15 protein-coding genes are annotated in these 16,846 nt (G+C 66.9%); 9 read left to right on the forward strand and 6 right to left on the reverse strand.

The window, feature by feature from the left end:
* The first annotated feature begins 42 nt into the window (after positions 1-42).
* Positions 43-474 carry a MarR family winged helix-turn-helix transcriptional regulator gene (locus E0T84_RS06355; protein ID WP_070943352.1) on the forward strand — a complete coding sequence of 144 codons (432 nt, stop codon included), beginning with the start codon at positions 43-45 and terminating at the stop codon, positions 472-474.
* Positions 475-488: 14 nt separating this feature from the next.
* Here the strand turns inward: E0T84_RS06355 and panB are convergent, their stop codons facing one another.
* Positions 489-1,346: a 3-methyl-2-oxobutanoate hydroxymethyltransferase gene (gene panB / locus E0T84_RS06360; protein WP_070943550.1), complete on the reverse strand. Its 858-nt coding sequence runs from the start codon at positions 1,344-1,346 to the stop codon at positions 489-491.
* 161 nt (positions 1,347-1,507) lie between these two features.
* On the opposite strand from panB, the gene E0T84_RS06365 reads away from it, so the two are divergent.
* The 7 genes from E0T84_RS06365 (at position 1,508) to E0T84_RS06395 (ending at position 12,089) form a co-directional block, all read left to right on the forward strand.
* Positions 1,508-2,899, forward strand: a complete 1,392-nt coding sequence (locus tag E0T84_RS06365; RefSeq protein ID WP_070943351.1) for a wax ester/triacylglycerol synthase family O-acyltransferase — start codon at positions 1,508-1,510, stop codon at positions 2,897-2,899.
* 65 nt (positions 2,900-2,964) lie between these two features.
* On the forward strand, positions 2,965-4,482 hold the full coding sequence (locus tag E0T84_RS06370) for an alpha/beta hydrolase (protein ID WP_207549519.1): 1,518 nt from the start codon (positions 2,965-2,967) through the stop codon (positions 4,480-4,482).
* 89 nt (positions 4,483-4,571) lie between these two features.
* Positions 4,572-6,083 carry an alpha/beta hydrolase gene (locus E0T84_RS06375; RefSeq protein WP_138744157.1) on the forward strand — a complete coding sequence of 504 codons (1,512 nt, stop codon included), beginning with the start codon at positions 4,572-4,574 and terminating at the stop codon, positions 6,081-6,083.
* Between the two features lie 52 nt (positions 6,084-6,135).
* Positions 6,136-7,476, forward strand: a complete 1,341-nt coding sequence (gene glnA / locus E0T84_RS06380) for a type I glutamate--ammonia ligase (RefSeq protein ID WP_070943349.1) — start codon at positions 6,136-6,138, stop codon at positions 7,474-7,476.
* 35 nt (positions 7,477-7,511) lie between these two features.
* On the forward strand, positions 7,512-10,517 hold the full coding sequence (locus E0T84_RS06385) for a bifunctional [glutamine synthetase] adenylyltransferase/[glutamine synthetase]-adenylyl-L-tyrosine phosphorylase (RefSeq protein ID WP_138744057.1): 3,006 nt from the start codon (positions 7,512-7,514) through the stop codon (positions 10,515-10,517).
* Between the two features lie 88 nt (positions 10,518-10,605).
* Positions 10,606-11,235: a PaaI family thioesterase gene (locus E0T84_RS06390; RefSeq protein ID WP_138744058.1), complete on the forward strand. Its 630-nt coding sequence runs from the start codon at positions 10,606-10,608 to the stop codon at positions 11,233-11,235.
* Positions 11,232-12,089 carry a TIGR03619 family F420-dependent LLM class oxidoreductase gene (locus E0T84_RS06395; protein WP_070943347.1) on the forward strand — a complete coding sequence of 286 codons (858 nt, stop codon included), beginning with the start codon at positions 11,232-11,234 and terminating at the stop codon, positions 12,087-12,089. The genes E0T84_RS06390 and E0T84_RS06395 overlap by 4 nt, the downstream gene beginning before the upstream one ends.
* Here E0T84_RS06395 and E0T84_RS06400 read toward each other — a convergent pair.
* From E0T84_RS06400 to glnA (E0T84_RS06410), 3 genes are all read right to left on the reverse strand, one after another.
* A complete protein-coding gene (locus E0T84_RS06400; RefSeq protein ID WP_070943346.1) occupies positions 12,086-12,502 on the reverse strand; it encodes a DoxX family protein in 417 nt (138 codons plus the stop codon). The two genes, E0T84_RS06395 and E0T84_RS06400, sit on opposite strands and share 4 nt — an antisense overlap.
* 31 nt (positions 12,503-12,533) lie before the next feature.
* Positions 12,534-12,965 carry a D-aminoacyl-tRNA deacylase gene (gene dtd / locus E0T84_RS06405; protein ID WP_070943547.1) on the reverse strand — a complete coding sequence of 144 codons (432 nt, stop codon included), beginning with the start codon at positions 12,963-12,965 and terminating at the stop codon, positions 12,534-12,536.
* Positions 12,966-13,056: 91 nt separating this feature from the next.
* Complete coding sequence (gene glnA, locus E0T84_RS06410) at positions 13,057-14,493, reverse strand: type I glutamate--ammonia ligase (RefSeq protein ID WP_138744059.1); 1,437 nt, start codon at positions 14,491-14,493, stop codon at positions 13,057-13,059.
* Between the two features lie 155 nt (positions 14,494-14,648).
* Between glnA (E0T84_RS06410) and E0T84_RS06415 the strand changes: the two genes are divergently transcribed.
* Positions 14,649-15,134, forward strand: a complete 486-nt coding sequence (locus E0T84_RS06415) for an RDD family protein (RefSeq protein ID WP_171054930.1) — start codon at positions 14,649-14,651, stop codon at positions 15,132-15,134.
* A 7-nt stretch (positions 15,135-15,141) separates the two neighbouring features.
* On the opposite strand, the gene E0T84_RS06420 is transcribed toward E0T84_RS06415, so the two are convergent.
* Both E0T84_RS06420 and lipA read right to left on the reverse strand, forming a co-directional pair.
* Positions 15,142-15,894, reverse strand: coding sequence for a DUF4191 domain-containing protein (locus E0T84_RS06420; protein ID WP_070943344.1), 753 nt, complete (start codon positions 15,892-15,894; stop codon positions 15,142-15,144).
* 4 nt (positions 15,895-15,898) lie between these two features.
* Positions 15,899-16,843, reverse strand: a complete 945-nt coding sequence (gene lipA / locus E0T84_RS06425) for a lipoyl synthase (protein ID WP_138744060.1) — start codon at positions 16,841-16,843, stop codon at positions 15,899-15,901.
* Between the last annotated feature and the right edge of the window lie 3 nt (positions 16,844-16,846).

The raw sequence follows: 16,846 nt of genomic DNA on the forward strand, positions 1-16,846 counted from the left end.
GAGCGCTGATATCCTCTGTCAACCAATTGGAGGAGAACCGTCGTGAACGACGAACAACGGACCGCGGCAGAACTGGCCGACGCCTTCGGCCGTGCCGCCAAATCCGTTGTCCGCGCATTCGATGAGCGCCTCGGCGACCGCGGCGTGTCGACTCCGCGGTCCAAGCTGCTCGCCGAGATCGAAAGGCTGCAACCGGTCCGTTCGGCCGATGTGGCCCGGGCGGTCGGCATCACTCAGGCCACCGCGTCAACCCTCGTCGAGGCACTGGTGCGAGAAGGATTGGTAACCCGTGCGCCCGACGAAAATGACCGTCGGGCAGTACGGTTGACGACCACAGACCAGGGTCGGGAGCAAGCGCGCCGCTGGCGGGCCGACTACACCGCCGCTGCGCACGAGATGTTCGCCGGCCTCGGCGAAGACGACAAACGAGCGCTCACCGAGTTACTCGTCAAACTCGGTGACGCGCTCGCCTGAGGCCGAAGCCGAGATCAGTAGGAATGCTCCTCGGCCGGGAACACCCCGGTCGCGACGTCGTGCGCGTACTGCGATGCCGCGCGGTGCAGCTCGCCACCCACGTCACCGAAACGCTTGACGAACTTGGCGGTCTTGCCGCTGGTGAGCCCGGCCATGTCCTGCCAAACCAGCACCTGCGCATCGCAATTCGGGCCGGCGCCGATACCGACCGTGGGGATCGTCAGCTTGCCGGTGATCTGGGTGGCCAGCTCGGCGGGCACCATCTCCAACACCACCGCGATGGCACCGGCCTCCTGCACGGCGATCGCATCGTGGATCGTCTGCTCGGCGGCGTCGCCGCGGCCCTGAACCCGGAACCCGCCCAGGCCGTTCACGCTCTGCGGGGTGAAGCCGATGTGTGCGACCACCGGGATGCCGGCGGCCGACAGCATCGCGATCTGATCGGCCATCCGCTCACCGCCCTCCAGCTTGACCGCCTGCGCACCCGTCTCCTTCATGAACCGGGTGGCCGTGGCGAGGGCCTGCTGCGGGCTGGACTCGTAGCTACCGAACGGCAGGTCGGCGACCACCAGGGCGTGCGGGGCACCCTTGACGACCGCCCGGGCCAACGGGATCAGCTCGTCGATCGAGATCGGCACGGTCGTGTCGTAGCCGTACACGACATTTGCCGCCGAGTCGCCGACGAGCAGCACCGGGATCTCGGCCTCGTCGAAGACCCGCGCACTGGAGTAGTCGTAACAGGTGAGCATGGCCCACTTGTGGCCTTCGGACTTCCATTTCTGCAGCGTCAGGGTGCGGACCTTGGTGCGCGGCTTGGATACCACGGACTCGGCAGCCGAATCGGAAGCACCATAAACAGACTGTTCAGACATCATCGTCCCTTGTGATGGTCGGTTCGATCCTCGAGGCCGCTTCGGCGGTCCCCGGGTTCGTTGGACATCTGCCAGTCTGCCACCGCCGGGAATGAAGGCAAAAGCGACGTTCGAGTGGATTTCCTCACAGTTTGAAGGCGGCGCCTCTTAACATCAGCGGCATGCAACGGCTCAGCGGACTCGACGCCAGCTTCCTGTATCTCGAAACGGCCGCGCAGCCCATGCACGTGTGCTCGGTGCTCGAACTGGACACCTCGACCATGCCGGGCGGATACACCTTCGACCGGATGCGTGACGAACTCTCACTGCGTATCAAGGCGATGCCGCACTTCCGGGAGAAACTGGCCGACAGCCGGTTCAACCTCGACCACCCGGTCTGGGTGGAAGACAAGGACTTTGACGTCAACCGGCACCTGCACCGGATCGGGCTTCCGGCCCCGGGAGGGCGCGCCGAACTGTCCGAGATCTGCGGCCACATCGCGTCGCTCCCGCTGGACCGCACCAGGCCGCTGTGGGAAATGTGGATCATCGAGAACGTCGCAGGCACCGACGCGCACGAGGGCGGTCGGCTGGCGCTGATGACCAAGATCCACCACGCCGGCGTCGACGGCGTGACCGGGGCCAACCTGATGTCGCAGTTGTGCACCACCGAAGCCGACGCGCCGCCGCCCGATCCGGTGACCGGCGTCGGCGACGCCTCGGGAGCCGAGATCGCGATCAGCGGCGCCCTCAAGTTCGCGTCCCGCCCGCTCAAGTTCGCCAACGTGCTGCCCGCCACCGCGACATCCGTCATCGACACGGTGCGCCGAGCCGTCAACGGCAACGCGATGGCGGCCCCGTTCAACGCCCCCAAAACCGCGTTCAACACCAACATCACCGGCCAGCGCAGCGTCGCATTCGCCCAGTTGGACCTCGACGACATCAAGACCGTCAAGAACCATTTCGGCGTCAAGGTCAACGATGTGGTGATGGCGCTCGTTTCCGGCGTGCTGCGCACCTTCCTGCACGACCGCGGTGAACTCCCGGAGAGCTCGCTTGTCGCGATGGTGCCGGTATCGGTGCACGGCCGTTCCGACCGGCCCGGACGCAATCAGGTGTCGGGGATGTTCTCCAAACTCGAAACCAACATCGACGATCCGGCCCAGCGGCTCCTGGCCATCGCCGCGTCGAATTCGGTTGCCAAACAACACAGTTCCGCGATCAGTGCGACGCTGCTCCAGGATTGGACGCAGTTCGCGGCACCGGCGGTGTTCGGAGCGGCGATGCGGGTGTACGCGGCCAGCCGACTGTCCGGGGCCAAGCCGGTCCACAACCTCGTCATCTCCAACGTGCCCGGGCCTCAGGACCCGCTGTACCTGTTGGGCTGTGAGGTCAAGGCCATGTACCCGCTGGGCCCCATTTTTCACGGATCGGGTCTGAACATCACCGTGATGTCGCTGACCGGGATGCTCGACGTCGGCATCATGTCCTGCCCGGAATTGCTGCCTGACCTGTGGGACATGGCCGACGATTTCCACGTTGCGCTCGACGAGCTCCTGGCCGCTACCCGATAGCGTCCCAGCGCGTCGCGACCGGGCGCGGCCTGCGGCGATGTCGCGTCATGGCAGCATGGTCAGCCATGAAGTTCAGCATGAGGTTCGGCGCGCTGCTGGCGTTGACGGCGATTGCCGCGGCGGGCTGCACCCAGGTGGTCGACGGCGAAGCCAAGATCGCGGTCCCGCGCCCCGGCACGCCGCTGCAATGGCTGCCGTGCAACGCCGGTTCGGGGGACCACGTGCAAATCCCCGACAACGCCGAATGCGGCATGTTGTCGGTGCCCGTCGACTACTCCAAGCCTGACGGCGAAGTCGCGAGGCTGGCCATGATCCGGTTCCCGGCCGCGGGCCAGAAGATCGGCTCGCTGGTGATCAATCCCGGCGGCCCCGGCGAGTCCGGGGTCGATTCCGCCGTCTCCCTGCTGTCGGGCCTGCCGCAGTCGGTCAAGGACCGCTTCGACATCGTCGGGTTCGACCCGCGCGGAGTCGGATCGTCGACGCCCGCTGTGTGGTGTAACTCCGACGAGGACAACGACCGGCTGCGCGCCGACCCGACGGTCGAATACACCCCTGAAGGTGTCGAGCACCTGGAAAACGAGACCAAGAAGTTCGTCGAGCGCTGCGTCGAGAAGATGGGCAAGGAGTTCCTGGAGAACGTCGGCACCGAGAACGTCGCCAAGGATCTGGACGCGATCCGGGTCGCACTCGGCGACGACAAGTTGACCTACCTGGGTTATTCCTACGGCACCCGCATCGGCGCCACCTACGCCGAGCAGTTCCCGGACAAGGTCCGCGCGATGATTCTCGACGGAGCCGTCGACCCCAATGCGGACCCGGTGGAAGAGGACATCCGTCAGGCCGCGGCGTTCCAGAAGGCCTTCGACGACTACGCCACCGACTGCACCACCAAGAACCCCGACTGCCCGCTGGGCACGGATCCGGCCAAGGCCGTCGAGGTGTACAAGAGCCTGGTCGACCCGTTGGTGGAACATCCGGCGAAGACGCGTGATCCGCGCGGGCTCAGTTACAGCGACGCCACCGTGGGCACCATCCTGCCCCTGTACTCGCCGAATCTGTGGCGGCACCTGACCGAGGGCCTGACCGGGCTTCAGAACGGCAACGGCGACGTGATGCTGGCCCTGGCCGACCTTTACATGGGCCGAGATGCCAAGGGGCACTACAACAATTCGACCGATGTGCGCGTCGCGGTGAACTGCGTCGACAAGCCCGCCATCACCGACCGTGCCACCGTCGTCGAAGAGGACCGCCGGGCCCGCGAGGTGGCGCCGTTCATGAGCTACGGCGAATTCACCGGGCACGCACCCTTGGGCACCTGCGCTTTCTGGCCGGTGCCGCCCACCAGTAAGCCGCACGAGATCTCGGTGAAGGGCCTGCCCCCGACATTGATCGTCTCGACCACCAACGACCCGGCCACGCCGTACCAGGCCGGTGTCGACCTGGCCCGCCAACTCGGCGGCACGCTGGTGACCTTCGAAGGCACCCAGCACACCGTGGTGTTCCAGGGCAACAAGTGCGTCGACGACATCGCCGCGACCTACCTCGTCGACGTGACGGTGCCGGCGCCGGGGACTCGCTGCTGACCGGTCCGGCCCGCCAAGGTCACCGGATGATCTCCGGCCGATTGCCGCTCGGCCTCGGGCACAGACCCGGCGCGGTGCGCCGTGCGACCATGACTGCCGTGTGGTGGGCGGGCAGGGCAGGACGTGTGTTGGCGGTGGCGCTGTTCGGCCTGTCCGCCGTGGCCTGCCCCGTCGCGCAGGCCGCTCCGGAATCGGGGCCGGAATGGGGAAGCTGCGCCAACTGGGTGCAGAATCCGGCCGCGATCCCGACCGCGCAATGCGGCACTGTGGCGGTGCCCGTGGATTGGAGTTCCCCGGATCCGCAAGGTGCCCAAGCGCAGTTGGCAGTGATCCGGATTCCGGCCGGCGGTGAGCGGATCGGCGCGCTGTTCATCAACCCGGGCGGCCCTGGTGCCTCGGCGGTGAACACCGTCGCCGGTATGGGGGCCGCGTTGGCCGGCTCCCCGCTCACCGACCACTTCGATCTTGTCGGCTTCGACCCGCGCGGGGTCGGGCACTCCACCCCGCAGTTGCGCTGCCGCACCGATGCCGAGATCGACGCGTACCGCCGTGAGCCGATGGCCGATTACAGCCCGGCCGGAGTCGCCCACATCGAAAACCTTTACCGCCAGTTCGCCCAGCAGTGCCTGGACCGTATGGGCGCACCGTTTTTGGCCAACGTCGGCACCGCCTCGGCGGTACGGGACATGGACGCGGTGCGGGCCGCGCTGGGGGAGGAGCAGATCAACTATCTGGGCTTCTCTTACGGCACCGAACTGGGCGGGGCGTACGCCGAACAATTCGGCGACCGGGTGCGCACGATGGTGCTCGACGGGGCGATCGACCCCAGCCTCGATCCGATCACCAAGAACATCCGTCAGCTCGCGGGCTTCCAGAAGGCATTCGACACCTATGCCGCGGACTGTGCGAAATCGGCCGACTGCCCACTGGGCACCGATCCCGCCCAGTTCGTCGGCCGGTTCCAGCGCCTGGTCGACCCGTTGGTGACGACGCCGCACCCGACCTCGGGCCCGCGCGGCCTCGGCTACGCCGACGCCATCACCGGTACCGGCAACGCCCTCTACTCGGCTCGGTACTGGCCGTATTTGACCAGCGGGCTGCTCGGTCTGGCTCGTGGCACCGACGCCGGCGACCTGCTGCTGCTCGCCGACGACTATTGGCGCCGCGACCAATCCGGGCATTACTCGAACATGCAGGACGCCTTCACCGCGATCCGGTGCGTCGACACGCCGTTCCCCACCGACCCGGCGGTGTGGGCCGACGCCGACCGGCGGCTGCGGGCCGCGGCGCCGTTCATGGCCTACGGGGAGTTCACCGGATACGCACCCCGCGACGTATGCGCCCTGTGGCCGGTGCCCGCGACGTCGGCGCCACACCCGGTCACCGGCCCCGGACCGGGCAAGGTCGTCGTGGTGTCCACCACCGGCGACCCGGCCACGCCCTATCAGGCGGGCGTCGACCTGGCCCGGCAAATGGGTGCGGCGCTGATCTCCTTCACCGGAACCCAACACACCGTGGTGTTCAACGGGGATGCCTGCGTGGACACCGCGGTCCTGGATTTCTTCGTCAACCAGACCTCGCCGGGCAACCTTTCCTGCTAACTCCTTCCAGGCTCGTAACACAGAATTAACAGCCGATGCCTACGCTGCGCTCATGGACCGCCAGAAGGAATTCGTGCTGCGCACCCTGGAGGAACGCGATATCCGGTTCGTTCGGTTGTGGTTCACCGACGTGCTCGGCTACCTCAAGTCGGTAGCGATCGCGCCCGCCGAACTCGAAGGCGCTTTCGAAGAGGGCATCGGTTTCGACGGATCGTCGATCGAGGGCTTCGCCCGTGTGTCGGAGTCCGACACCGTCGCCCGGCCCGATCCGTCGACCTTCCAGGTGCTGCCCTGGACCACCAGCGCCGGCAAGCACTACTCGGCACGCATGTTCTGCGACATCACGATGCCGGACGGCTCGCCGTCGTGGGCGGACTCCCGGCACGTGCTGCGTCGCCAGCTGGCCAAGGCCAGCGATCTGGGCTTCACCTGCTACGTGCATCCCGAGATCGAGTTCTTCCTGCTCGAGGCCGGGCCAGACGACGGATCGGTGCCGATTCCGGCCGACAACAGCGGTTACTTCGACCAGGCGATCCACGATTCGGCCCCCAACTTCCGCCGCCACGCCATCGAGGCCCTCGAACAGATGGGCATCTCGGTGGAGTTCAGCCACCACGAGGGCGCACCCGGCCAGCAGGAGATCGACCTGCGCTACGCCGACGCGCTGTCGATGGCCGACAACGTGATGACCTTCCGCTACCTGGTCAAGGAAGTCGCCCTGGCCGACGGCGTGCGTGCATCGTTCATGCCCAAGCCGTTCGCCGAACATCCCGGCTCGGCCATGCACACCCACATGAGCCTGTTCGAGGGCGACACCAACGCCTTCCACAGCCCCGACGACCCGCTGCAGCTGTCCGACGTGGCCAAGTCCTTCATCGCCGGCATCCTGGAGCACGCCAGCGAGATCAGCGCCGTCACCAACCAGTGGGTGAACTCCTACAAGCGGCTGGTGCACGGCGGTGAAGCGCCCACCGCGGCCTCGTGGGGCGCCGCCAACCGCTCAGCTCTGGTGCGGGTACCGATGTACACCCCGCGCAAGGCGTCGTCGCGGCGCGTCGAGGTCCGCAGCCCCGACTCGGCATGCAACCCCTACCTCAGCTTCGCGGTGCTGCTGGCGGCCGGCCTGCGTGGCGTGGAGAAGGGTTACGTGCTGGGTCCGCAGGCCGAGGACAACGTCTGGAGCCTGACGGCCGAGGAGCGGCGTGCCATGGGGTACCGCGAGTTGCCGACCAGCCTGGGCAACGCGCTGGAGTCCATGGAGAACTCCGAGCTCGTCGCGGAAGCGTTGGGGGAGCACGTATTCGACTACTTCCTGCGCAACAAGCGCGCCGAGTGGGAGAACTACCGCAGTCACGTCACCCCCTATGAGCTGAAGACCTACCTGTCGCTGTAGTCGGCGCCGGTCCCGGCCATTGGTGCGCTACCGTCGTGAACGTGCCAAAGCCTGCAACCGATCGCCCGAAACTGCCCAGCGTCGGTCGGCTCGGTCTGGTGCATCCCCAGGCATCGGCCCACCTCGAACAGCTCGGCTGGAACACCGACGCGCACGTCGAACTGCTGTGGTCACTGTCGCGGGCACCCGACGCCGACGTGGCGCTGCTGGCCATGGTGCGGCTGACCGACGCGCTCGGGGCTGACGCGGACGAGCTCAACCGTCGACTGCTCACCGTCCGGCCTCTGCGAGGCCGGCTGTTCGGCATACTCGGATCCTCCCTGGCCCTCGGTGACCACCTCATCGCCCACCCGCAGTCGTGGCGCCTGCTGGACGGAGACGTCGTACTTCCCGGTGTCGCGGAGCTGCACAACATCTTCACCGCCGCCGCTCGCGATGCTGAGATCGACAGGGGCACAAGCAGTGCCGTGCCGGCCCTGCGAGATCTCTACCGCGACCACCTTTTGGTGCTGGCCGCGCTCGACGTGGCCTCCACGGTCGAGAACGAGCCGGTGCTGCCCTTCGTCGAAGTCGCCGCACATCTGTCCGACCTGGCCGACGCGGCACTGGGGGCCGCGCTGACGGTGGCCACCAGGGCCGTCTGCGAGGACGGGGTCGAGCCTCGCCTGGCGGTGATCGCCATGGGCAAATGCGGTGCGCGCGAGCTCAACTACGTCAGCGACGTCGACGTCATCTTCGTGGGCGAGGCCATCCCCGAGGGCGACGGTGACGACAACCTGGCCACCGCGACCCGGGTCGCCGGCGAGATGATGCAGTGCGCCGGTGAAGCCTTCTTCGAGGTCGATGCCGCGCTGCGTCCGGAAGGTAAACGCGGCCAACTGGTCCGGACCCTGGATTCCCACATCGCCTACTACCAGCGTTGGGCGAAAACCTGGGAGTTCCAAGCACTGCTCAAGGCGCGTCCCGCTGCCGGTGACGCCGAACTCGGCAAGGACTACATCGACGCCCTGATGCCCATGGTGTGGACCGCCTGCGAGCGTGAGGATTTCGTCCCCGAGGTGCAGGCCATGCGTCGGCGCGTCGAGGAACTCGTCCCGGCCGGGGTGCGGGCCCGTGAGCTCAAACTGGGTACCGGCGGCCTGCGCGACGTCGAATTCGCCGTCCAGCTCCTGCAACTGGTGCACGGACGCAACGACGATTCGCTGCATGTGGCCTCCACTGTCGACGCGCTGGCGGCGCTCGGCGAGGGCGGTTACGTCGGGCGCGACGACACCGCCAACCTGACCGCGTCCTACGAATTCCTGCGGCTGTTGGAACATCGCCTGCAGCTGCAGCGGCTCAAGCGCACCCACATGCTGCCCGACGACAGCGATGACGAGGCGTACCGCTGGCTGGCCCGGGCCGCGCACGTCCGTCCCGATGGCCGGCACGACGCGCAGGGCGTGCTGCGTGAGGAACTCAAGCGGCAGAGCATGCGGGTGTCGCGCCTGCACGCCAAGCTCTTCTACCAACCCCTGCTGGAATCGGTGGGCCAGCCCGCGGTCGGCATCGGCGCCGGCATGAGCACCAAGGCTGCCGAACGTCAGCTCGCCGCACTGGGTTACGAGGGCCCGCAGAGCGCACTGACCCACCTGGCCGCGCTCACCGCCCAGAGCGGGCGGCGTGGCACCGTGCAGCAGGTACTGCTGCCGACCCTGTTGGACTGGCTGTCGGACACCCCCGACCCGGATGCCGGCCTGCTGGCCTACCGCCGGATCAGCGAGGAACTGGCCGAGCAACGCTGGTACCTGTCGACCCTGCGCGACGAGGGTGCGGTGGCCAAGCGGTTGATGCGGGTGCTCGGAACTTCGGCCTACATCCCGGAACTGCTGATGCGCGCCCCCGAGGTGATCCAGCTGTACGCCGACGGCCCCAACGGGCCGAAACTACTCGACGGCGATCCCGACAGCGTGGCTCGAGCCCTGGTGGCGTCGGCCGGCCGGCACGCGGATCCGGTGCGCGGCATCGCGGCTGCCCGCACATTGCGGCGCCGGGAGCTGGCCCGCATCGCCTCGGCCGACGTGCTGGGCCTGCTCGACGTGACCGACGTGTGCAAGGCACTGACCTCGGTGTGGGTGGCGGTGCTGCAAGCCGCCCTGGACGCCGTGATCCGGGCCAACACTCCCGAATCCGGTGTGCCCGCGCGCATCGCGGTCATCGGGATGGGCCGCCTCGGCGGCGGCGAACTCGGATACGGCTCCGACGCCGACGTGATGTTCGTCTGCGAGCCCAGCTCCGGAGTCGAGGATTCGGCGGCGGTGCGCTGGTCGGTGAGCATCGCCGAACAGGTCAGGGCCCTGCTGGGGACACCGAGCGCCGATCCACCGCTTGAGGTAGACACCGGGCTGCGTCCCGAGGGGCGCAACGGACCCCTGGTGCGCACGCTGGCGTCGTATGCCGCCTACTACGAGCAGTGGGCTCAGCCGTGGGAGATCCAGGCGCTGCTGCGCGCCCACCGCGTGGCCGGCGATCTGGATCTCGGCGATCGGTTTCTGGTCATGGCCGACAAGACCCGTTACCCCTCGGGCGGGGTATCGGCGGAGGCGGTCCAGGAGATCCGTCGCATCAAGGCCCGCGTGGACGCCGAACGTCTGCCGCGCGGCGCCGACCCCAACACCCACACCAAGCTGGGGCGCGGCGGACTGGCCGACATCGAGTGGACCGTGCAGCTGCTGCAGCTGCGCTACGCGCACACCGTGCCCGCCCTGCACAACACCTCGACACTGCAGACCCTCGACGCGATCGGCGCTGCCGAGCTGGTCGCCGAAAGCGACGTGGAGCTGCTGCGCGACGCCTGGCTGACGGCCACGCGGGCACGCAACGCCCTGGTGCTGGTGCGCGGCAAGCCCACCGATCAATTGCCCGGGCCGGGCCGCCAACTCAACGCGGTCGCGCTGGCAGCCGGATGGGGCAGCGATGACGGCGGAGAGTTCCTGGACAACTATCTGCGGGTGACCCGGCGGGCCAAGGGCGTGGTCCGCAATATCTTCGGCGGAGAGTAGCCGGCCGGGCGGAACCAGGCCCCGCCTGCATGACGTCGCAGTGGGTGGTGTTAATAAGGGCATATAACCAAATTCACTGGGAGTCCGGATGAAGCACACGTTCGACGTCATCACCGCGGCCGAGCATGATCGGCTCGAAGCGCTCTACGAGCCGTTCGCCCGGGCGATGCGCGAACTCGTGGACGCCGGTGTGCGCACCGAGGTGGACCCGCAGACCATCGCCGAAGCCACTGCCGCCGTCGAGGCCATCACCGCCTCACTGCGCCGCGAACAGCGCGACGGGCCACACGCCATGCTGCATGCCGAGACGAACCGCCCGGTGGTGTGGGCCAACCCGGTCGTCGGATTGCGCAACGCGCTGGCCCCGCCGCTGGTGATCGAGCATGCCGAGGACGGCAGCTGCTGGAGTGAGTTCGTGCTCGGCGCGGCCTACGAGGGCCCGCTGGGATGGGTACACGGCGGTATCTGCGCACTGGTGCTCGACCACATCCTCGGCGAGGTGGCCAGCGGCGGACTCAACGAGCCGCGCTACACCGGGACCATCACGTGCCGCTACAACCGCGGCACGCCGCTGGGGCCGCTGCGCGCCGAGGCCTATATCGACCGGACCGAAGGTGTCAAAACCTTTGCGCGGGGCCATATCAGCGACGGTGACGGGATCACCGTCGAGGCCGAAGGCGTCTTCATCACCCCGGCCTGGGCCCGGGATGCCGGATGAAGTTCTACGTCAGCATGGCCTTCATGGACACCCGTGAGGCCGTCGAAGTAGCCAGGGCCGCAGATGAACTCGGCTATGACGGGATGGGCATCCCGGACCATGTGGTGAACCTGGAGACGCTGTCCACGCCGTACCCCTACACCAAGGACGGGAAGCGACGCTGGGAGGCTTTTACCGACTGGCCCGACCCGTGGGTGATGATCGGCGCACTGGCGCTGGTCACCACCCGGTGCAAGTTCGTCACCACGGTCTACCTGCCCGCGATGCGCGACCCGTACTCGGCTGCGAAAGCCATTGGCACCGCGGCTTATCTGGCCGACGGGCGGCTGGAACTGGGCATCGGGGTGGGCTGGTGCGAGGAAGAGTTCGAGCTGCTGGGCCAGCAGTTCGCCCGGCGCGGCAAGCGCACCGACGAAATGCTCGAGTTGATGAAGAAGCTCTGGGAGCCGGGCTGGACCGAGTTTTCCGGTGAGTTCTACTCCACCCCGCGCCTGGAAATGGAGCCCACCCCGCCGCCGATCCCGATATATGTCGGCGGCCTGTCCGACATCGCATTGCGCCGCGCGGCGCGCCACGACGGCTGGATCGGCGATCTGATCTCCACCGAGGCCGCACTGCAGCGGGTGAACCGGCTGCGTGAGCTGCGTGCCGAAAAAGGTTTGACGATGGATGATTTCACCATCATCACCCCACTCACCGACGCCTTCACGCCCGAACACTACGCACGCGCGGAAGCCGGCGGCATCCACGGCATCGTCACCATGCCGTGGATGTTCTACTCCGGCCCCGACGCCACCCTGGCCGAGAAGATCGACGGACTCAAGCGCTTCCGCAAAGACCTCGCGCTGGACTAAGTCTTACTCTTGCCGCGCACCGCATCCAACGCATAGGCGCCGCCGCCGATTGCCGCGAGCAGCAGGAAACCGAAGCAATACAGCACGGCGAGTTCGCCGCCGTTCTCGATCGGGAACAGGCCCTTGGGCTGGTGCTGGGTGAAGTAGGCGAACGCCATCTGGCCCGCGGCGACGATCGCCGCGATCCGGGTGAACAGCCCCACCATGATGAGCAGGCCGAGCACCAGTTCGAGAACGCCTGCGTACCAGTACGGCCAGGTGCCGACCGGCACGGCGCCGCTTCCCGAATCGACGGGCCAGGCAAAAAGTTTGGATGTCCCGTGGATGGTGAACAGGAGACCGAACACGACGCGGAACAAACTGATGACAGCGGGCGAGATCGAGGTCAGTCGGGTGTCCAGATTGGTCGTCATGGGCCGACAATACTCGTCGTTCGCCGAAAACTCACAGCTCCAGCAACACCGTTACCGGCCCGTCATTGACCAGTTCCACTTGCATATCCGCACCGAAAACCCCCGTTTCCACCACCGCGCCCAATGTTTTGAGTGCGTCGGCAAATTCGGCGACCAGCGGTTCGGCGACAGCACCCGGCGCCGCCGCGTTCCACGACGGGCGCCTGCCCTTGTCGGTGTTGGCGTACAAGGTGAACTGACTGATCACCAGGATCGGGGCCGCGACGTCTGACGCGGATTTCTCACCGTCGAGAATCCTCAACTGCCAGAGCTTTTCGGCCATCCGCTTGGCCTTGGCGGCGTCATCGCCATGCGTCGCCCCGACCAGGGCGAGCAGCCCCTGCGGGTTCGGTTTGATGGCGCCCACCACTTCGCCGTCGACCGTAACGCTGGCAGATGTCACCCGCTGCACCAGAACACGCATGCGATCCATTGTGCGGATCGACGGTGAGCAGACACAAAGCTGCCCCTCCTCCGCGGAAAAGGGGCAGCTTTGTGTCTGCTCGCGCTACGACTTAGACGTCGTAGTAGAGCGAGAACTCGTACGGGTGAGGCCGGATCTGGATCGGCATGATCTCGTTCTCCCGCTTGTAGGAGATCCAGGTCTCGATCAGGTCCTCGGTGAACACGCCACCCTCGGTGAGGTACTCGTGATCCTCTTCGAGCTTGTCGATGACCGCGGCCAGCGAGGTCGGGGCCTGCGGGATGTTGGCAGCCTCGTCCGGCGGCAGCTCGTAGAGGTCCTTGTCGACCGGAGCCAGCGGCTCGATCTTCTTCTTGATGCCGTCGATACCGGCCATCAGCATGGCCGCGAACGCCAGGTACGGGTTGCCCGAGCTGTCCGGGCAGCGGAACTCGAGGCGCTTGGCCTTCGGGTTGTTGCCGGTGATCGGGATACGGACACAGGCCGAGCGGTTGCGCTGGCTGTACACCAGGTTGATCGGGGCCTCGTAGCCCGGCACCAGACGCTTGTAGGAGTTCACCGTCGGGTTGGTGAAGGCCAGCAGCGACGGGGCGTGGTGCAGGATGCCGCCGATGTAGTGGCGGGCAGTGTCGGACAGGCCCGCGTACCCGGACTCGTCGTGGAACAGCGGCTTGCCGTCCTTCCACAGCGACTGGTGGGCGTGCATGCCCGAACCGTTGTCACCGAACAGCGGCTTGGGCATGAAGGTCACGGTCTTGCCGTTCTGCCACGCGGTGTTCTTGATGATGTACTTGAACAACAGCACATCGTCGGCAGCGTGCAGCAGGGTGTTGAACTTGTAGTTGATCTCGGCCTGGCCGGCGGTGCCAACCTCGTGGTGGCCGCGCTCGAGGGTGAACCCGGCGTTGATCAGGTTGGTCGACATCTCGTCGCGCAGATCCACGTAGTGGTCGTAGGGAGCGACGGGGAAGTAGCCGCCCTTGGGGCGAACCTTGTAACCGAGGTTGGGGGAGCCGTTGGCCTCGGCGGGCTCGCCGGTGTTCCACCACGCGGACTCGGAATCGACCTCGTAGAAGGTGCCGTTCATCCGGGAGTCGAACGAAACCGAGTCGAAGATGTAGAACTCGGCCTCGGCGCCGAAGTAACAGGTATCGGCGATACCGGTGCTGGCCAGGTAGTTCTCCGCCTTGCGGGCCACGTTGCGCGGGTCGCGGGAGTATGCCTCGCGGGTGAACGGATCGTGCACGAAGAAGTTCAGGTTCAGCGTCTTGGCGGCGCGGAACGGGTCGATGCGCGCGGTGTCGGGATCCGGTAGCAGCATCATGTCGGATTCGTGGATCGACTGGAAGCCGCGGACCGACGAACCGTCGAACGCGAGGCCGTCCTCGAAGACGCTCTGGTCGAACGCCGACGCCGGGATCGAGAAGTGCTGGACGACGCCGGGCAGATCGCAGAAGCGAATGTCGACGTACTCGACGTTCTCGTCCTTGATCAGCTTGAAGATGTCGTCGGACGTCTTTTCTGCCACTGAGTGTTCTCCTTTACTGGTAACCCGCGGGTTGACGCTAAGGACACGATGTTGCGCAGTCGTCAACCATATGTTGCGCGCAAGTTACGCGATGACCGTTCTTTGTGACGTGAGCTACTGACTGTCGCGCGACCGGCTCCGCCTATTCTGGCCCTATGGCGCGCACGATGGGAACTTGGCTGTCCGGACCCGGACCTTTCGATGCCGGGGACGGCGAAGACGGCCACGACAGCCAGGGCAAATACCCTGGTGAGCGCCTTGGCTTGCCCGAGAGCGGGCCTGGCTCGCTGGCCCGGATGGGCCGGCGACTGGGCGCGCTGTGCATCGACTGGCTGGTCGCCTACGGGCTGGCCGGCTTGGTGATGGCCCTGGGCTTCATCTCGTTGCCGATGCTGTCCACCGCCGTGCTGGTGATCTGGATGGTGCTGGGCACGGTCGCGGTGCGGCTGTTTTCGTTCACGCCGGGGCAGCTCGCGGTCGGCCTGGCCGTCGCGCCCGCCGACGGGCGCGACCGGATCGGCATCGTGCGGGCATTCCTGCGGGTGGTGTTGATCGCGTTGGTCATCCCGCCGCTGGTTTCCGACAGCGATTTGCGAGGTCTGCACGACCGGCTGACGTTCACCGCGGTGCTGCGGCGCTAGCGCTGAGTCAGCGCCGCCGCACGGTTCGCTGCACGCCGCGCATCTTGGCGCCGGCGGGCATCGGGCCCTTGGGCATCCCGGCCGGACCGGTCTTGGTGCCGAGCGCAGCCAGCCGGGACTCGATGGAGTCCATCTGCTTGACCGTGATGTTGGCCGGCAGCTTGTTCAGGTGCCGCTCGAGCTTGGACAAGGGCACTTCGTCCTCGCCGTTGCCGACCACGATGTCGTAGATCGGGATGTCGCCGACCAGGCGTGCCGTGCGCTTCTTCTCCTGAGCCAGCAGCGGCTTGACCCGATTGGCCGAGCCTTCAGCGACGAAGATCACACCGGGCCGGCCGATCACGCGGTGCACCGCGTCGAAATGGCCGGTTGCCGCGACGCCGGGGGTGACGCGCCACTTGCCGCGCAGGTTGTCCAGCGCCCAGGCGGCCGCACCCGTCTGGCCCTCGGCCTTCGTGTACACCGACTTCTGGGCGCGGCGGCCGAAGATGATGAAGGCGACCAGTGCGCCCAACACCACACCCAGCGGGATCATTGTGTACATCGTGAACCCGCCGATGAGCAGGCCGGCGACCACCGCAGCGGCCACGATCAGCACGAACGCGCCGATCATGTACGGCAGGAGGCGCTTGTCCTCTTTGCGTTGGATCTGGAATGCCTGCCAGAGCTGACTGCGCCGCTGCTTGGAGGCCGCCTTACGGGCAGCCTTCGCCTCGGCCTTTGCCGCTTTGGTCTCTGCGGCACCGCGGGTTTTCGCCATTACATCAGGATACGGGGGGCCGATCGGCAAACCGAACCCGTGCGGCCTGGGCATAGAGCCTGCCCGCGCGGTAGGACGAACGCACCAGCGGTCCGGCCAGTACGCCGGCGAAGCCGAGGCCCTCGGCATAGCTCGACAGCTCGACGAACTCGTCGGGATGCACCCAGCGTTCCACCGGGTGGTGACGTGGGGACGGACGCAGGTACTGGGTGATCGTGACGATGTCGCACCCGGCGTCGTGCAGGTCGCGCAGCGCGGTCTGCACCTCCTCGATGGTCTCGCCCATCCCGAGGATCAGGTTGGACTTGGTGACCAGACCGAAGTCGCGCGCGGACGTGATCACCGCCAGACTCCGGTCGTAACGGAAGGCCGGCCGGATCCGCTTGAAGATGCGCGGCACCGTTTCGACGTTGTGCGCGAACACTTCTGGGCGCGACTCGAACACTTCGGCCAACTGCTCGGGGTCGCCGTTGAAGTCCGGGGCCAACAGCTCCACACCGGTGTTCGGGTTCAGCGCATGGATCTGACGAACCGTCTCGGCGTACAGCCACGCCCCGCCGTCGGGCAGGTCATCGCGGGCCACCCCGGTCACCGTCGAATACTTCAATCCCATCGCCTGCACACTCTCGGCCACCCGGCGTGGCTCGTCCCGGTCCAGGTCGGCCGGCTTGCCGGTGTCGATCTGACAGAAGTCGCACCGCCGCGTGCACTGCTCGCCGCCGATCAGGAACGTGGCCTCCCGGTCCTCCCAGCATTCGAAGATGTTGGGGCAGCCGGCCTCCTCGCACACTGTGTGCAGGCCTTCGCGCCGCACCAGGCCCTTGAGCTCGGTGTACTCCGGACCCATCTTGGCCCTGGTCTTGATCCACGGTGGTTTGCGTTCGATGGGCGTCTGCGCGTTGCGCACTTCCAGACGCAGCAGCTTCCGACCTTCAGGCACCACAGTCACGAG

Origin of the sequence: Mycobacterium sp. DBP42 (assembly GCF_005924235.1) — a bacterium.
GTDB classification, from domain to species: domain Bacteria; phylum Actinomycetota; class Actinomycetes; order Mycobacteriales; family Mycobacteriaceae; genus Mycobacterium; species Mycobacterium syngnathidarum.